17 protein-coding genes and 3 tRNA genes are annotated in these 16,425 nt (G+C 37.2%); 3 read left to right on the top strand and 17 right to left on the bottom strand.

From position 1 onward, the window contains the following. Nucleotides 1-31: 31 nt before the first annotated feature. Entirely contained in the window at nucleotides 32-805 is a 774-nt protein-coding gene (locus AB1414_05510) for an AAA family ATPase (protein MEW6606896.1), read from the top strand. Between the two features lie 10 nt (nucleotides 806-815). Here the strand turns inward: AB1414_05510 and AB1414_05505 are convergent, their stop codons facing one another. From AB1414_05505 to AB1414_05485, 5 genes are all read right to left on the bottom strand, one after another. Continuing rightward, nucleotides 816-1,886, bottom strand: coding sequence for a DUF763 domain-containing protein (locus tag AB1414_05505; GenBank protein MEW6606895.1), 1,071 nt, complete (start codon nucleotides 1,884-1,886; stop codon nucleotides 816-818). Between the two features lie 347 nt (nucleotides 1,887-2,233). Next, nucleotides 2,234-3,160 (bottom strand): thioredoxin-disulfide reductase, encoded by a 927-nt coding sequence (gene trxB, locus AB1414_05500; GenBank protein ID MEW6606894.1) that lies wholly within the window; start codon nucleotides 3,158-3,160, stop codon nucleotides 2,234-2,236. Between the two features lie 248 nt (nucleotides 3,161-3,408). Next, the gene (locus AB1414_05495; protein ID MEW6606893.1) at nucleotides 3,409-3,750 is read right to left on the bottom strand and encodes a nucleotide pyrophosphohydrolase; all 342 of its coding nucleotides are present in this window, start codon (nucleotides 3,748-3,750) and stop codon (nucleotides 3,409-3,411) included. Nucleotides 3,751-3,754: 4 nt separating this feature from the next. Then, nucleotides 3,755-4,174 carry a secondary thiamine-phosphate synthase enzyme YjbQ gene (locus tag AB1414_05490; protein MEW6606892.1) on the bottom strand — a complete coding sequence of 140 codons (420 nt, stop codon included), beginning with the start codon at nucleotides 4,172-4,174 and terminating at the stop codon, nucleotides 3,755-3,757. Between the two features lie 862 nt (nucleotides 4,175-5,036). Further along, the gene (locus AB1414_05485; protein ID MEW6606891.1) at nucleotides 5,037-5,972 is read right to left on the bottom strand and encodes an Rpn family recombination-promoting nuclease/putative transposase; all 936 of its coding nucleotides are present in this window, start codon (nucleotides 5,970-5,972) and stop codon (nucleotides 5,037-5,039) included. A gap of 1,294 nt (nucleotides 5,973-7,266) precedes the next feature. Here AB1414_05485 and rtcA point away from each other — a divergent pair. Beyond that, nucleotides 7,267-8,313, top strand: a complete 1,047-nt coding sequence (gene rtcA, locus AB1414_05480; protein ID MEW6606890.1) for an RNA 3'-terminal phosphate cyclase — start codon at nucleotides 7,267-7,269, stop codon at nucleotides 8,311-8,313. Nucleotide 8,314: 1 nt separating this feature from the next. Here the strand turns inward: rtcA and proB are convergent, their stop codons facing one another. The 11 genes from proB to AB1414_05425 form a co-directional block, all read right to left on the bottom strand. Continuing rightward, nucleotides 8,315-9,415 carry a glutamate 5-kinase gene (proB, locus tag AB1414_05475; GenBank protein MEW6606889.1) on the bottom strand — a complete coding sequence of 367 codons (1,101 nt, stop codon included), beginning with the start codon at nucleotides 9,413-9,415 and terminating at the stop codon, nucleotides 8,315-8,317. Then, entirely contained in the window at nucleotides 9,375-10,388 is a 1,014-nt protein-coding gene (gene obgE / locus AB1414_05470) for a GTPase ObgE (GenBank protein MEW6606888.1), read from the bottom strand. The genes proB and obgE overlap by 41 nt, the downstream gene beginning before the upstream one ends. Nucleotides 10,389-10,479: 91 nt before the next feature. After that, nucleotides 10,480-10,731: a 50S ribosomal protein L27 gene (gene rpmA, locus AB1414_05465; GenBank protein ID MEW6606887.1), complete on the bottom strand. Its 252-nt coding sequence runs from the start codon at nucleotides 10,729-10,731 to the stop codon at nucleotides 10,480-10,482. A 35-nt stretch (nucleotides 10,732-10,766) separates the two neighbouring features. Continuing rightward, nucleotides 10,767-11,147, bottom strand: a complete 381-nt coding sequence (locus tag AB1414_05460; protein MEW6606886.1) for a phage holin, LLH family — start codon at nucleotides 11,145-11,147, stop codon at nucleotides 10,767-10,769. 2 nt (nucleotides 11,148-11,149) lie between these two features. Continuing rightward, on the bottom strand, nucleotides 11,150-11,482 hold the full coding sequence (locus AB1414_05455) for a ribosomal-processing cysteine protease Prp (protein MEW6606885.1): 333 nt from the start codon (nucleotides 11,480-11,482) through the stop codon (nucleotides 11,150-11,152). 6 nt (nucleotides 11,483-11,488) lie between these two features. Then, complete coding sequence (locus AB1414_05450; protein ID MEW6606884.1) at nucleotides 11,489-12,106, bottom strand: hypothetical protein; 618 nt, start codon at nucleotides 12,104-12,106, stop codon at nucleotides 11,489-11,491. Between the two features lie 36 nt (nucleotides 12,107-12,142). Beyond that, entirely contained in the window at nucleotides 12,143-12,454 is a 312-nt protein-coding gene (rplU, locus tag AB1414_05445; protein MEW6606883.1) for a 50S ribosomal protein L21, read from the bottom strand. Between the two features lie 127 nt (nucleotides 12,455-12,581). Beyond that, a tRNA-Lys gene (locus AB1414_05440) sits at nucleotides 12,582-12,658 on the bottom strand. Between the two features lie 73 nt (nucleotides 12,659-12,731). Then, nucleotides 12,732-12,804: transfer RNA gene (locus AB1414_05435), tRNA-Arg, on the bottom strand. A gap of 143 nt (nucleotides 12,805-12,947) precedes the next feature. Next, nucleotides 12,948-13,421: a hypothetical protein gene (locus AB1414_05430; GenBank protein ID MEW6606882.1), complete on the bottom strand. Its 474-nt coding sequence runs from the start codon at nucleotides 13,419-13,421 to the stop codon at nucleotides 12,948-12,950. A gap of 118 nt (nucleotides 13,422-13,539) precedes the next feature. Beyond that, nucleotides 13,540-13,616, bottom strand: a tRNA-Arg gene (locus AB1414_05425). A gap of 304 nt (nucleotides 13,617-13,920) precedes the next feature. Between AB1414_05425 and era the strand changes: the two genes are divergently transcribed. After that, entirely contained in the window at nucleotides 13,921-14,796 is an 876-nt protein-coding gene (gene era, locus AB1414_05420) for a GTPase Era (GenBank protein ID MEW6606881.1), read from the top strand. A gap of 395 nt (nucleotides 14,797-15,191) precedes the next feature. Here the strand turns inward: era and AB1414_05415 are convergent, their stop codons facing one another. Continuing rightward, complete coding sequence (locus tag AB1414_05415) at nucleotides 15,192-16,028, bottom strand: 4-hydroxy-3-methylbut-2-enyl diphosphate reductase (GenBank protein ID MEW6606880.1); 837 nt, start codon at nucleotides 16,026-16,028, stop codon at nucleotides 15,192-15,194. Between the last annotated feature and the right edge of the window lie 397 nt (nucleotides 16,029-16,425).

Genomic DNA, 16,425 nt, shown 5'->3' with positions numbered 1-16,425 from the left:
ACCAATTACCAATAATCAGGAGGATAATGTTATGGGTAGAATAATTACTATTGCCAATCAGAAAGGAGGGGTAGGAAAAACAACAACTGCGATAAATCTCGCCGCCTGCCTTGCAATGTTAGGTCAACATTGCCTCCTTATTGACATGGATCCTCAGGCGAATACCACAAGTGGATTAGGATTTGATAAACATAAGTGTAACCCAAATGTTTATGAGGTGTTAATTGGAAAAGAGCCAATTACGAAGGCTATCTGTAAGACAGAATTAGAACATCTGGATTTAGTTCCTGCGAATGTAACTTTAACTGGCGCTGAAATTGAATTAGTCAATATCGAAGGCCGTGAATTAAAATTAAAAGAGGCGATTGCAGAAATCAAGGATAATTATCAATATCTTTTTATTGATACGCCACCTTCATTAGGATTACTCACATTAAATTCCCTTGTTTCGGCGGATACGGTTCTAATTCCTATTCAATGTGAATATTACGCATTAGAAGGATTAGGACAACTTTTAGGGACAATTACCCTGGTTCAAAATAGACTTAATTCTAAACTCGCTATTGAAGGAATACTTTTGACTATGTTTGATGCCCGGACTAATCTTTCACAACAAATTACCGCTGAAATTAGAAAGTGTTTTACGAATAAGGTTTATCAAACGGTTATCCCTTGCAATGTCAGACTTTCAGAGGCACCGAGTTTTGGTAAGCCAATTATTCTTTATGAGATTAATTCTACAGGTGCCGAGGCGTATATAAATTTAGCTCGAGAAATAATTAAGAAAGAGGTAGAAAGTAGGTAAAAGGAACAAGTTATCCCCACCAGTTAGTTAATCGTCTGAGGGCATCCCTTTTTTCTGTTTCACCAATTTTAGCCGCAGAGATTGCTTGATGGAGAATTTGAATTGAGGTATCGTAAGTGGCTTTATTGACGGGATATGGATGTCCGTCTTTTCCACCATGGGCAAAGCTGTATCTTACCGGGTCGCGAAAGCTGGCTGGCGTGCCATAAATTAATTCGGAAATTAGACTTAATGCCCGGATAGTCTTTGCTCCTACACCTTTTATCCCTAATAGGTGCTCAAAATTTGCTGGTTGTGCTTCGTAGGTGGTCAAAAGAATCTTATTTAATTTAGAGGAATTTATGTCCTTAAGCCAAACTTGATGATGGGATGGCAAATTTAAGTTTTGTAGTTTTTTTAAATCAAAGATGACTTTATCGGGCATTTCTTTAGCGATAAAAGTAGTTGCCTCTCTTGCCCTTTGGCTTTCAATCGCCACCATATTTAACACCTTAGATTTGTTATCACAGCAGATAGCGGTATGTGGTTCGCAAATAAAATCTCTCATCTCATCACTTAGCCAGTGATACCGTCTGGCATAGCGGTTACTCTCATTCATCCCTTGTTGAACAACACACCATAAACCTGTTTTAGTAAAGATAAAAACATGATGATAAAGTTGATAACCATCTTGTAACGCGGCACTATCAACCTTCGCCGCCATTTTGCTGGCATAGATTAATTTATTGGGGTTTATAATTAATTCAGTTCCTTTTGATTCGATTTCGGTAGGGGTTTTTCGTGAAGCCGCCCCTTTTCCACCTGCAATAAATAGCCCTAATTCGTGCTCTAATCCTTTAATTCCTTCTTTTAATGCTCCGCAAACCGTCGTGGTCAAACCACTTGAATGCCAGTCAAACCCTAATACACAACCAAACGCCTGAAACCAAAATGGGTCAGATAATTTCCGCAATAGTTCTTCTGTCCCAAATTCACTCACCACCCAGATAGCAATTTCACGCGATAACCTTTTCATTCGTTGAAAAAGCCAGGCAGGTGCTTTGCCATAATGCAGTGGTAAATTAGCAATTCCTGTCCGCATTTAACTACCTCTCTGTGATTCAGACACTGGACATCAGCCACAGAGGCACAGAGTTCACAGAGAATTAAGGAAATTAACCACAAATGCACACGAATTAACCTCTAACATCCCATAATTTAAGTAACAGGTGGATTAAAAGTTAAGATTTTAATTTACAAGAAAGAAATAATCCATCATATAAGGAAAAAATTTTATCTATTACTTAAAATTTGGGAAGTTAAAGATTAACATTAACTATCTCTTTTTGTTATTCAGGTGCATTTGTGTTCACCCTGTTAGATAGTAAAACATCTCACGGCGTTCATTCAAGATTATATATTCTCTCTGTGTTCTCTGTGACTCTGTGGCTATATCCCTGAACGGTTACCTCTTTCCAGATATTTTTGGGCAGAAAAGGCGGCAGATGCACCATCTCCACAGGCAGTAATTACCTGACGCAAAGATTTCTTCCGACAATCACCACAGGCAAAAATTCCCTCATTTGATGTTTTCATCCCCTCATCAGTAATAATGTATCCTTCCTCATTTAATTCTATGATTCCTTTAAGAAAGGCAGTGTTAGGGATAAGTCCAACAAAGATAAAAACGCCATCACAAAATATCTTTGATTCTTGCTGGGTTGTGGTATTTTTTACCTTGATTGCTTCTACATTTTCGTTGCCTGATATTTCAACCACGACTGAGTTCCAGAGAAAATCTACTTTTTCATGTTTCAATATTCTTTCCTGGAGGATTTTTGTTGCCCGCAAGGTATTTCTTCGATGAATCAAGGTAACTTTTTTGCCAAACCTGGTCAAAAATAGTGCCTCTTCTACGGCGGTATCGCCGCCACCAACTACGACTATATCTTTATTTTTAAAGAGTGCGCCATCGCAGGTGGCACAATAAGATACTCCCTTCCCGCGAAATTTTGCCTCACCAGGCACATTTAATTCTTTAGGTCTGGCACCAGTGGCAATAATTAAACATTGACAATCATACACTTTATCTTCCACTTCTACTCGCCAGGTGTTATCTACGCTATGAATACTACGGACATCCCCAATTGTAGATTCTAATCTGAATATTTCTGCCTGTTTTCTAAACCTTTCTATTAATTCAAAACCGCCAATTCCTTCAGGAAAGCCCGGGTAATTTTCGATAAAGGCGGTAGTTACTGCCTGACAGGGCACGGTATAGCTTTCAATCAATAAGGTTTTAAGCCTTGCCCGGCTCGTATATAATCCTGCAGTCAAACCTGCAGGACCACCACCAATAATGACAACATCATACATAGATATTTACCTCATATTCTTTTTTCCGCCGTAACTCTTCAGCATACCAAGCAAGTAGGAAGTAGGAAAAGGGGGAAAATACTTCATACTATTTTACTCTTAAATGATGGCTTTTTTGCCATACTACAAGTTGTCTAAAATCATCTAACTTCTCATTCATTTTCTTTCCCTTTCCTACTTCCCTACTCTCCTACTTTCCTACAGGGTGAATAGTTACTTTTCGCCAAAGTCAATTCAGAAACTTCAGGTTACTCGAAATTTCCTTTGTATTTAAAAGTAGGATATTTAGCTTTATTCTTTTCTATCTTCTCTAAAATTGCCTGATTTAAGTCAATATTAAGAATATTGCTTAAACTCAAACAATAGATAATTATATCTGCTACTTCTTCCTTAATCTGCTCAAATTTTTCTTTATTATCTTTTAATCCAATAGATTCCTCTAAAGTTAGCCATTGAAAAATCTCCATCAATTCTGCTGACTCAATGGAAATAGACATAGCTAAGTTTTTCGGGTTATGGTATTTTTGCCAATTCCGTTCTGCGATGAATTCTTCTACCAGTTTCTTAAGTGTTTCAAAGGTAACATTCATAAAATCATTCTCCAATAATTTTTACCAGAACCCGTTTTTTTCTCTGGCCATCAAACTCGCCATAAAATATTTGTTCCCAGGTCCCAAAATCTAACTTACCATTTGTTATCGCCACCACTACTTCTCTTCCCATTATCTGGCGTTTCATGTGGGCATCAGCATTATTCTCACCAGTGCGATTATGTCGATATTGCGATGTCGGGTTATGAGGGGCAATTTTCTCTAACCAATCATCATAATCCTGTATCAATCCTCGTTCATCATCGTTTATAAAAACACTGGCAGTGATGTGCATAGCATTTACCAGACATAACCCTTCCTTAACCCCACTTTTCCTCACTAATTCTTCTACTTGAGGTGTAATGTTGATATACGCCCGTTTAGTCTGAGTATCAAACCATAGATATTCTGCAACTGATTTCATCTTTCACCCCGGTTTTAGGTATTATAACATTTATAGTATAATTTTTCAAGAGAAATTTTTCGACCTGTGCAGGTAGAAGATTAAGGAAGCAGATTTTTAATAGTAAGCGGGTGGATTTAGTAAGCGGATTTAACGGATTTAGCAGAAATAAAAAAAATCCGCTCAATCCGTTCAATCCGCTTACAATAAAAAATGTAATCTGTTTAATCAACTTACAAAAGAATTCGACCTGTGTAAGGCGTTAGTTATTGGTGGGAGGAAGGAACAAAGATTAAATTTCTCGCAAAGGCGCAAAGAACGCAAAGTAGTCAGAAATTGTAACCGTTCAGCCACAGAGGCACAGAGTTCACAGAGAATTAGAGAAATTAGCCACAAATAGACACGAATTAACCTGTGACATTCGATAAATGTAGTGCGAACCTTTAGGTTCGCTTTCCTGCTTGCCAGAAGCGAGGCTAAAGCCTCGCACTACAAATCTTTCCCACCTGTGCGATTAGACTAATTCATCGCAGAGACGCAAAGGAAAAATAAATGTAAAATGTAAAATAGGAAATGAAAAATGGGAAATTTTAGGACTTCGCAAAACTCATTACCTTTCAGTTATACATTTTCATTGGACATTTCTCATTGGACATTATCCATTTTACATTTAACCGCACAGGTCGAATCTTTTTATTAGCCGTGTTCATTCGTGGTTATATATTCCCTCTGTGTTCTCTGTGACTATATCCCTGAACGGTTACCGAAATAATATAGTAATTTCAAGGGAATTGAAGAAGTATGTTCCCCACAGGCGTGGGGATGAACCTGCTAAACATACACCTGCCCTCTACTCGTAGTTAAGGCGTAAATAGTAAGCCCCTCAATCCTTATTGACTACCTTTTTCACAAAATCTATATCTAATTCCAAAATATTAGCAATCTCTTCTATCCCCATTCCATGCCTGGCAAGAGAAGAGACACTAATTTCCATCCCCTTCTCCATCCCCTTCTCCATCCCCTTCTCCATCCCCTTCTCCATCCCCTTCTCCATCCCCTTCTCCATCCCCTTCTCCATCCCCTTCTCCATCCCCGCTTGCATTCCTTTCTTTTCGGCATAGATAATAGCCGCTCTTTGGATGTAAATAAAATCCTGCCTCTTCCACTGCATCTCTAATTCTTCAGCACCTAAACCCGCCTGGTTGGCTATCTCAAAGGCCTTCTTTATCTCCATATTCTGCTCAAAGGTCTTAGGGATATACTCCAGTGTGCCTGCATTCTTGATGAAGTAAATCCATTTGTCCGTAATGTCTATCAACTCATTTTCTTCCTTCTTAAACTTTGGTAACTCAATGAAGATTAATTCTATATCACCACTATACTCGATTAACTCATCCTTCTCTTTTAACTTAAAATAACTTATCACCTTGCTAAATTCGCTAAACATTTCAAAGTCAGTAATAGTGATAGCAATAATCGGGTTAAGTAAATAATATTGATCGCCTCTTAACAATTGGGTAGAATAGGCCTTCGCAGCGTTATATAAAATCCTCTTCTCCATCCCCTCGTAATTTAGTATCTGCATCTCTATAATGACCATATTATCGTTTGATAACCTTGCCTTAACATCTACATAGGTATCTTTCATACCCTTGAGTAAGGGTATTTGATAAGGGTCAACAATGATTAAGTCTTCAATTATATTACCATCCTTAAATTTAACAATAGAATTTAAAAAACTGATGAGAATATCTTTGGATTGTTCACTGCCAAAGACTCTTTTAAAAGCAAAGTCTGTCTTGACATCTAAAAAATGCATGTTAATTCCTCCTCAAGATATATCGCTCAAATCTATAATAGCACATAAGATTAAAAAAGTCAAATAAATATTTTAACGGGCGGTTCTGAAGACTAAATTTTCATGATTTTTATTTTTAAGATACAGTTCAGGGACAAGATGGGAGGGGACATTAAAAAGGACAGTTCTCTCCTGTGTCTCCTGATATATCAAAATATTGGAGTCAAAAAAAAGGTAACCGTTCAGGTATAGATAAAAATATGCGACCTGTGCGGTTAAATGTAAAATGGATAATGTCCAATGAAAATGTATAACTGAAAGGTAATGAGTCTGGCGAAGTCCTAAAATTTCCCATTTTTCATTTCCTGTTTTACATTTTACATTTATTTTTCCTTTGTGTCTCTGCGATGAATTAGTCTAATCGCACAGGTGGAATTTTTCCCTAAGCCTTACCTACAGAAGTATATATAGGTCTTTCAAGCCTTCATCCTTCTGCAATTTCTACCCGTTTTAGTCTGATGTTTATAGTCTACTGTCTGAATCACAGATTGACAAGCTGACCGAGAATTTTTTAAAAATATCGTAACCGTTCAAGTAATCCTTTACCGCAGAGACGCAAGAGTTCACAGAGAGGAAAATATCTTTTTTTTCGCGTTTTTCGGTGTTTAAAAAGGTTTTCCTATAAATAGTTTTTTCACGCAAAAGACGCAAAGGTAATTTTTCCCCTTATTTTCTTTTGCGTTCTTTGCGTGCTTGGCGTGAAACTTCCTTTTCCCTGAAAATCGGGACTCGGGGTTCGGGACTCGGGAAGGCTGGTAGCCACAGGCTTTAGCCTGATTTCACCTGAACCATCAAACCCATTTTCATCTTCGTTTGTGCCCACTCCCTGTGGGCATAGGCGTTTCTCCTGTCCTCAGTTCACTTTTTTAGCTAAAAGATAGCTAAATGCTGACAACTGATGGCTGACCCCTGAACGCTTATATTTTTTAAAAATGCTTGACAAAAATTTATTAATATCCTATTATATAATCATAATGGATGGGGAATTAAATCCACCTTTCAATTGTAGATAGGAATTAGAAACAAGAGATATCGCTATATCTTATTGAAAATCAAATGGTTATGCTAAATTTTGTCTTTAAATAGAGTGGAAGTTCCGTTGTAAGTATTTTTTTGTAGAGGATAAACAAGTTGGGTTAATACTATTTTTACCAGTATAACAATAGCGAGGGATGAACAGGGTTTAAAACTTATACTTTGTGCCTTAGTGTCTTCGTGGCTGAGTAGTTGTAGATAAAAGAGGTGCGGACAAGAGATGATAGAAATAGATGGTTCTAAATATTCGGGTAGTGGGACTATTCTCAGGTATTGTGTTGGGCTTTGTGCCTTGCTGGGTAAGGAATTACAGATAAAAAATATCCGGGCAAAAAGAGAAAAACCAGGTCTTAGACATCAACATCTAAAATCTGTATTTGCCTGTAAAGAATTAGTTGGTGGTGAATTAGAACATGCAGAGGTTGGCTCGCAAATATTAACATTTAGACCTGGCAAAAATATAAAGGCAGGTCAATATCAATGGGATATTGGCACCGCAGGTTCAACAACAATGCTGGCGATGACGATTTTACCTGTTGTCTGTTTTGGTAAAACACCATCTACATTCAGAATTTCTGGTGGTTTATTTCAGGATTTTGCACCCAGTGCCTTCCATATGGAACGGGTTTTATTCCCGACCATTAGAAAAATGGGTATTGAGGCTCATTTGCGATTAATTCGACCAGGATATGTGCCAGAAGGTGGAGGAATTATTGAGTTAGAGGTGAACCCAACACCACATAAACTTAAACCTATCGTTTTACTTGAGCAGGGGGAAATTACTGAAATTACAGGTATATCTTTATCTTCTCATCTTAAAAGTGGTCGGGTAAGTGAGCGGATGGCAGAAACCTGCCAGCAGATTTTAAAACAAAGCGGCTATGATACGAAATTTGAGATACTTGATGATGAAACCTCATTGCAAAAAGGGGCGAATCTTTTTGTTTGTGCTAAAACCAATACTGACTGCTTAATTGGAGCAGATATGGCGGGCAAAATAGGTAGAAGTTCTGAAAAAATCGGTAGATATGTAGCGAAAACATTACTTGAAGACCTCAATACAAAGGCAACCGTGGATAGATTCTTAGCCGACCAATTAATAATCTACGCCAGCCTGGCAGATGGCACTTCTGAATATATAATCCCACGAATGACCGACCATATCGAGTCAAACCTCTGGTTAGTCAAAGAAATCATTGGAGCAAAAACTGCAATCAAAGAAAATCACCTGAAGATAAAAGGAATAGGATTTAACAGGACGGGTTAACCTATAATATCACTAAATTATCCCGATGTATAACTTCTTCTCCGTACTCATAGCTTAATATTTCTTCTATCTGATTAGTTTGTTTGCCTTTTATTTTAAACAGGTCTGTTTCAGGGTAATTTACTAATCCTTTGGCTAATTCTTTTCCTTGTGTATCTCTAATAATGAGGGCATCTCCTTCATCAAATTCACCTTTTATCTCTAAAACTCCAGAAGGTAGAAGGCTTTTCCCTCTTTTTAAAATCGCCTCTTTTGCTCCATCATCAATGATTATCTCACCCATAGGTTTTAAATTATGCATTATCCATCGCTTACGACTACTTAATTTATTCTTTTTAGCCACAAAAACAGTTCCATATTCTTTTCCCTGTAAAATATCTTCAATAATTCCTTGCTTTTTACCGTTTAGTATAACCATTGTTGTTCCTGATTGAGTGGAGATTTTAGCCGCCTCAATCTTGGTCTGCATTCCACCTGTGGAAAACTTACTTGTTGTTCCAGTTGCTATTTGGGTAATTTCATCCGTAATTTCTACTACCTTTTGAATTAATTCACCTCCTGCGGAATATAACCCATCAGTATTAGTCAAGATTAACAATAAATCTGCTTCAACTAATTGGGCAATTAAAGCCGATAAGGTATCGTTCTCCCCAAATTTTATCTCCTCTATTGCCACTGTATCATTTTCATTAATAACAGGTATCACCTTATATTCTAACAGTTTTAAGATAGTATTACAAATATTAATGTAGCTTTTCCGGCAGGAAAGGTCCTGGTGTGTTAGTAAAACTTGAGCAATAGTTTGTTGATATTTTTTAAATAATCTCTCATATACCTCCATAAGTTTATTTTGCCCAACGGCGGCTGTGGTTTGTTTTAAAATAATCGTCTTGGGTCTTTCTTTTAACCCTAAAATTTGCATTCCAGCGCCAATTGCTCCGGAGGTAACGATGATAAATTCTTTGCCTGCATTTTGCAATTTAGCAATATCGCCCACTATTCCGGAAAGATAAGTGGTGCTTAAAATTCCATCTGGCGTGGTCAAAAGACTTGTGCCAATTTTAACCACAATTCGTTTGGCTTTGGATAAGGTTATTTTCATTTTTTTGTATGGCGATTAACAATTCATCTATTCCCTGTCCAGTTAAGGCAGAAATAGGTATAGGTTGAATCCCTGATGAAGTAAAATATGGTTTAATTTCTTTAAACTTTTCTGCAGAGCCACTAATATCCATTTTATTTATAACAACAATCTGTTTTTTTTGAATTAAATCCTTGATTTTATATAATTTTAATTCTTCATTTAAAATATTATATTGAGAGATTGGGTTCTGGGAAATATCTAAGATATGAACTAAAAGGTTAGTTCGTTCAATATGTCGTAAGAATCTGTGGCCCAGTCCAACTCCTTTATGGGCATCCTTGATTAAACCAGGAATATCAGCAACAATTATTGAGCTGAACTCAGTTAATTTAGTCATTCCTAAATTAGGAGTCAAGGTAGTAAATGGATAATCGGCGATTTTGGGTGTAGCCTTAGAGATTTTAGAAAGAAGAGTGGATTTACCAACATTGGGATAGCCTATTAATCCTACCTGGGCGATTAACTTTAACTCTAAATTTAATATTCTTCTTTCGCCTTCTTTACCTTCCTGAGCAATTCTTGGGGCTTGATTTATCGAGGTTGCAAAATGAGTATTTCCCTTTCCACCTATACCACCATAAGCCACAATTACCTTTTGCTGATGAGAAATCAGGTCACCTAAGAGAGCATTAGTCTTAGCATCAAAGATTTGTGTACCGATAGGAACAAGGATGATACAATCCTCACCATCTTTCCCGGTGCAATTACTACCTTTGCCATGAGCTCCTTTTGGGGCTTTGAAGAATCGTTTTTTTTGAATATCAAGCAAGGTAACTAATCCTTCATTTGCACATAAAACAACATTTCCTCCCCTTCCGCCATCACCACCATCAGGACCGCCAAAAGGGACATATTTTTCTCGTCGAAAACTTATACAACCATTCCCGCCATTACCTGCTTGAACTGTTATTTGTGCGTGGTCAATAAACATAGTAAGTAGAGAGTAGAGAGTAGAGAGTAGAAAGGCAACATTCTATTATTTCTCTCTACTTTCTACTCTCTACTCTCTACTTTTTTTCCTCCTACGATGGAATAATACTGACTAATTTTTTACCGTTTTGCAAATGGAATTTTACCTGCCCGGTTATTTTAGCAAATAAAGTATCATCTCCACCGCGACCTACATTTCGTCCTGGAAGGAATTTTGTGCCGCGTTGTCTGACAATAATTGTTCCGCCATTAACAAATTCACCGGTAGAGCGTTTTACACCTAATCTTCTTCCCGCACTATCACGGCCATTTTTACAACTCCCCATTCCTTTTTTATGTGCCATTTCATACCTCCTGCAATAGTTAACAGGGAAACAAATCAGGACTCATTCCCTTGTTCTTTTGTTTCCTTATTACCATTTAGCATAAAAACAACGGATTCAACAACATCTGAGAGTAAATCCTCATCTTCTCGTGATTTAATTATAATACCATCTTTGGCTAATATCTTTTTAGCTATATCCACCGCTAAATCTTTTTTATCTTTATGGGTAACCTCACTGGTTGAAGTAGAAAAATACTGTTCAGAACCCATCACACCTATTTCTGCGGCTTCGGTATATTTATCCGTATAGTCTTTCCCAAATCTTCTTTTTACTACACTGGCTAAATAAGCCACGGATAAAGGTAATAAGAAATTAAGGATAGTCCCAATTATTAATAGAGTTATCAATAATTGTATCATTAAGGTTTCATTCATTTTTATTTTCTCCTTTCTATCAATTTCATATACTTTCTATACTCTTTTTCAATTGCTTTTAATCCTAATACAAGAGTTTCTAAGATAGCATCTGTTGGCAATTGAAGAAACTTTTGGTCTATTTTTTTTATCCTGACTTCAAGGGAGCCCTTTTCTTTACTTATTTCTAAATTTATGCCTACATATTCTTGTAGTCCTTTAATTGTGCTTTGCAGGAGGGCAGATACTGCCGCACATACTATATCTTCACCTGCTTTAGCAAAATCTGCATGTCCTGTTCCACTAAATCCTACAATTTTTCCCTCTGGATTGCGAGTAACAGTTACTATTACCATTATACTTTAATTGTAACTCCACACCTGTGGTGTAAAACCTTTTTTATTTACCATTTTCATTAAATCCTCTGAACAAAATAGGAGATAGAATCCTCTTTTTTCTGCATATTCCTTTGCCCCTGTTGCATAATTCATAAAGGCAATCACACCTATTATCTCTTTATCTCTATACTCTTCAAAAAAATCATAAAACTTTGATATATCATTTAAAAAATCATTGACATCCTCGGTTCGGAGATAACTCTTCACTTCTACAATAATAACCATCTCTTTCTTATCACTTTTAGCTACATTAAGTAAGTCTATTTCCAGATGGTCACCATTTCTTCTACTTCTGACTCTTGGAAAGGTCTTATTAATATGTATTCCAAGTTTCTTGAATACTTCTTCTATAGAAGCAAGTGCGAATCCTTCAGTCATTCTACCAAAGCCATCACTTATTCCTGCTACTGATTTATTAACCTTACGGATTTCCTCATCTGTTTTTTTCGTAAGTCTTTCGATTTCCTCACCTACCTTACGGAGTTTTTCATCTGTCTTTTTTTGTTCTTGCTCAAATTCTTTATGACCTTGAGCGAGTTCTTTTAGCATTTGTTTTATTTCTTTAAAATAATCTTCTGCCATTTTTTGCTAACCTCATCTAAAAGAATTGTCTTATCTTTATCTTTCAATACTTTTAATCAGCAATTGAGTATAATCCTGGCGATGTCCGGTTTTTCGTCTATAATGTTTTCGTCGTTTGAACTTCACAATCGTAATTTTTTTCCCTCTTACCTCATCTACTACCTGAGCAATTACCTTTACTGAGTCTATGGTCGGATTTCCAACAATCACATCATCATCTGTGGAGAGCATCAGAACTTTAGTTAGTTCTATTTCTTTACCTACCGGAGCTTTTATTTTCTCCACATTAATCGTAGAGCCTTCCTCTACTTTATACTGTTTTCCACCGGTTTCAACAATAGCGTACATCAAAAACCTCCTTATTTTTGGTAAATGGTAACTGGTGAATGGTAACTAATTACCAATCACCAGTTACCAATTACCAATTACCAGTTACCAATTACCAGTTACCAGTTACCAATTACCAATTACTAGTTGGTGGGCCGTATAGGAATCGAACCTATAACCTTGGGCTTAAGAGGCCCCTGCTCTGCCTGATTGAGCTAACGACCCGATGATTGGTAATTGGTTAAATAGTTACCAATCACCAGTTACCAATTACCATTTAACCAGTTACCGAATTTAGTGCGCCTGAGAGGACTCGAACCTCCCCACTCGGATCCGGAGTCCGACGCTCTATCCATCTGAGCTACAGGCGCCTAAAGAAAGTTATCAGTCATCAGTGATTGGTAATCGGTGGTCAGTAACGTTATCGGGCTTTGCGAAATGCGAAACATTTGAACGAACGCACTGATCCGCAAAGCCGTGTTAGATGAAGCTGCCGCCCCCCGTAATTTACAGCTTATATTAGAGGGGCCGTCTTGTTAGTGGCATAAAATCCAAAAGGAATTCTATTCCACCAAGTTATCCCTGCAATAGAATCTTTTGTTTGTGTCATCATGTAACCATCAAACCGTTGATCATCGTTATGGTTACGAGGAGTATTTTTGAAATCAACCCAAAAGACAATCCTGTGTTTAAGCGTACTTGATCTTTGATAGCCTGGACCTCGGCTGCCTTCGATAGTATCTTGCGGATCACACAAAATCTGATGTCGAACTGAATACCGCCCTCTTGTACCAGTAGTTTGTTCAAGTGTTCCGGTTCCGTCTGGCCCAAGAGTCAGAAACCCTTTCCATCCATCCCAAACTATATCGTAAGTGCAACCGTACCGCTCCAGACAACCAGTGAAGTCCCTTGCCGTCATTGCAGCAATGGCAGCAATGGCTATGCCCAATATCCCCAAAACACACAGACTTAAAACCAATTTCTTCATTCTTCATTTACCTCCTTATTTAGATTTTTTGGGGGCGGCAATCTTCATCTAACAACTGATTACTGAATTCTCCTTACCGATTACCTGATTACCGGTTACCGATTATTCCTTTATTTCCTGGCACGCCCGAGAGGAGTCGAACCTCCGACCTTTGGATTCGAAGTCCACCGCTCTGTCCATCTGAGCTACGGGCGCATTTATCTCTTTACTTTTATAATATATTACAATATTTTTCTTTTTATGTCAATAAATAATTTTATTTCAGCGTTAGAAAATAGAAAAAAATGTAACTATTCAGCCACAGATGGACACGGATGAAAACACTGAAAATTCGTAAATCGTGTCCGTAATCAGGTTGAAGTGCTTATGGTAAGGGATATTTTTTAGTTGACACACGGGATGTTTTACGATATAATAAGTTTCAGTAATAAATTTTCTCTGCGTTCTCAGCGTGCTCTGCGGTGAACGGCTACAAGAATTTAGCGGATATAACATTGATATGAAAGAAAAAAATGTATTCCATTGTGGTTATGTATCTATTGTTGGAAAACCTAATGTTGGAAAATCAACCTTGCTTAACCTATTTTTAGGCGAAAAGTTGTCTGCGGTTACCCCAAAACCTCAAACCACAAGACATAAAATACTGGGTATTCTCAATGATAAAAACTACCAGATTATATTTTTGGATACCCCTGGGTTGATATTAGAACCTAAGTATAAACTTCACGAATTAATGAACAAAACCCTACATTTAGCCTTACAAGATGCTGATTTAGTTATACTTATGATAGAACCCCAGGAGCAACCTGAACTTAAATTCCTTGATTATAAAAAAGACACAATTCTGGTCATCAATAAAATTGATTTAGTTTCAAAAGACTCCCTTTTGCCACTAATTGACTCTGTGCAAAAAGTTTATGATTTTAAAGAGATAATGCCTATTTCTGCGATTAAAAAAGACGGAACCGGAGAGTTACTTGAGTGTATTATGAAATATCTACCTAAAAACCCACCTTATTACCCAACAGACATTTTAACCGACCAACCTGAGAAATTTTTTGTGAGTGAGATAATTCGGGAAAAGATATTTGAGGAATATGGACAGGAAATTCCTTATTCGACAACGGTTGTTATTGAGGAGTTTAAAGAAAGAGAAGGAAAAAAAGATTACATCCGGGCTGTAATTTATGTAGAAAGAATATCACAGAAGATAATTTTAATTGGCAAAAAGGGTGAGAAGTTAAAAAGGGTAGGTGAGCGAGCTCGAAAAGAAATAGAGGTATTTCTTAACCGGGGGGTATTTCTTGAACTCTGGATTAAACCAAAAAAGAAATGGAAGGATAATCTGGGGATGCTAAAGGAACTTGGATATTGAGAAAGAAATGAGAGCCTGATTTTTAGGAGAAACCGGGCATGAGCCTGCGGCTCACAAACGAGGATGAAAATTTTTGGAGTGCGGTGGCTTGCCACCGCTTTCGAGGTAAGCCAAAAGTGGCTTTGGCAAGGTAAAGCAAGCCAAAGCGAAAGCAAGCTTTCGCACTCCATATACTATTTTCAGGGGAAACGCTCAAGAGTCTACGACTCACAAATGACGATGAAAAATAATAGCACGCTGATGACGCTGATGATGCGGATATTCGCGGATAGAAGATAGAAGGTGGGAAGTAAGGAGATAGGCGTGAGGAATGGTATTTTCTTTACTTTCTACTCTCTACTCTCTACTCTCTACTTTCTACTTCCTTATTTTCAAGAGAATCTAATGGAAGTGAACTACTCCATATATTTTAATCTCTTTATTACCTGGTCAATAAGCCAATTGGCGGTGGATGTGCCGCCTGTAACACCAATTTTTCCTATCCCTTTTAACCATTCTGTGGCTATTTCATCTGGTGTTTCAATGTGATAGGCGAATTTTGTCTTATTTTTACACAGTTGGAAAAGGCGAGTCGTATTGGCGCTATTTTTACCGCCAACAACTAACATTAAATCTACCTGTTTTGCCACATTCAAGGAGCTTTTCTGAATATTTTCTACTGCCTTACAAATGGTATTATTTATCTTTAATTCCCTGGACTTATCTAAAAGTATTTCAACTACCTTTTTAAAATTACCAATAGTTTGTGTTGTCTGGGCAATAACACCTATTTTACGCCTTATTTTAAGTTTTTTTGCCTCTTGAGGGTTTTCGACAACAATCGTTTCACCTTCTAAAGTTCCAACGATACTCATTACCTCTGGATGATTTTTTTCTCCGACAACAACTACCTCATAACCTTCTTCTTTTAGCTTATGCACTATTTCCTGGACTTTTTTCACACTCGGGCAAACCGCATCCACTATTCTAATCCCGGCATTGGATATTTCCTGGTATAATTTAGGTGGGACGCCGTGAGAACGAAGGATAACCACGCCTGATTTTATCTCATCTAATGATTTAGCCTCAATTATCCCTTGTTTCCTTAATTCTTCACACACCTGTGGATTATGAATCAGCGGACCTAATGTATAGACATGATTTTTCTCATTTTTAGCCGCTTCCATAGCTAAATCTATTGCCCTTTTTACCCCAAAACAAAATCCGGCATCTTTTACTTTGATTATTTCCATTTTTCCCCCTCTGAAAATTTGCGGTAACTATTCAGCCACAGATGGACACGGATAAAACACTGAAAATTTGTAATCCGTGTCCGTAATTAGGTTGAAGGCTGAAGGGTTCTTCTCCTTCTATAGCAGTTATTAGTCAAAATTTGACATAATGTGAGACAAAAATCAAATATCAAAATGTAATTCAAAATGTAAAAAGCATAAGACTAAACCCATACAAATTCTCTTTGCATTTTGATTTTTGCATTTTGATTTTTTGGGTAATTCTCTATGTCTGGACTTTCGTAAATTTTATGCTACTTCTAAAGTTCTCTTTATCCTTATCAATCTGTTTATTTTGCTCAAAGATGGCAAAATTAGGCTCAAAAGCCTGATGATTTTTTTGCAACTTATCCTTTGA

The organism is bacterium, from assembly GCA_040755795.1.
Taxonomy (GTDB): Bacteria; UBA9089; CG2-30-40-21; order CG2-30-40-21; family SBAY01; genus JBFLXS01.
This window is presented reverse-complemented; position numbering and strand designations above follow the sequence as displayed.

Coding starts and splice junctions, on each gene's coding strand:
- AB1414_05510 (MEW6606896.1), top strand. CDS start 32: ATGGGTAGAATAATTACTATTGCCAATCAGAAAGGAGGGGTAGGAAAA.
- AB1414_05505 (MEW6606895.1), bottom strand. CDS start 1,886: ATGCGGACAGGAATTGCTAATTTACCACTGCATTATGGCAAAGCACCT.
- trxB (MEW6606894.1), bottom strand. CDS start 3,160: ATGTATGATGTTGTCATTATTGGTGGTGGTCCTGCAGGTTTGACTGCA.
- AB1414_05495 (MEW6606893.1), bottom strand. CDS start 3,750: ATGAATGTTACCTTTGAAACACTTAAGAAACTGGTAGAAGAATTCATC.
- AB1414_05490 (MEW6606892.1), bottom strand. CDS start 4,174: ATGAAATCAGTTGCAGAATATCTATGGTTTGATACTCAGACTAAACGG.
- AB1414_05485 (MEW6606891.1), bottom strand. CDS start 5,972: ATGCATTTTTTAGATGTCAAGACAGACTTTGCTTTTAAAAGAGTCTTT.
- rtcA (MEW6606890.1), top strand. CDS start 7,267: ATGATAGAAATAGATGGTTCTAAATATTCGGGTAGTGGGACTATTCTC.
- proB (MEW6606889.1), bottom strand. CDS start 9,415: ATGAAAATAACCTTATCCAAAGCCAAACGAATTGTGGTTAAAATTGGC.
- obgE (MEW6606888.1), bottom strand. CDS start 10,388: ATGTTTATTGACCACGCACAAATAACAGTTCAAGCAGGTAATGGCGGG.
- rpmA (MEW6606887.1), bottom strand. CDS start 10,731: ATGGCACATAAAAAAGGAATGGGGAGTTGTAAAAATGGCCGTGATAGT.
- AB1414_05460 (MEW6606886.1), bottom strand. CDS start 11,147: ATGAATGAAACCTTAATGATACAATTATTGATAACTCTATTAATAATT.
- AB1414_05455 (MEW6606885.1), bottom strand. CDS start 11,482: ATGGTAATAGTAACTGTTACTCGCAATCCAGAGGGAAAAATTGTAGGA.
- AB1414_05450 (MEW6606884.1), bottom strand. CDS start 12,106: ATGGCAGAAGATTATTTTAAAGAAATAAAACAAATGCTAAAAGAACTC.
- rplU (MEW6606883.1), bottom strand. CDS start 12,454: ATGTACGCTATTGTTGAAACCGGTGGAAAACAGTATAAAGTAGAGGAA.
- AB1414_05430 (MEW6606882.1), bottom strand. CDS start 13,421: ATGAAGAAATTGGTTTTAAGTCTGTGTGTTTTGGGGATATTGGGCATA.
- era (MEW6606881.1), top strand. CDS start 13,921: ATGAAAGAAAAAAATGTATTCCATTGTGGTTATGTATCTATTGTTGGA.
- AB1414_05415 (MEW6606880.1), bottom strand. CDS start 16,028: ATGGAAATAATCAAAGTAAAAGATGCCGGATTTTGTTTTGGGGTAAAA.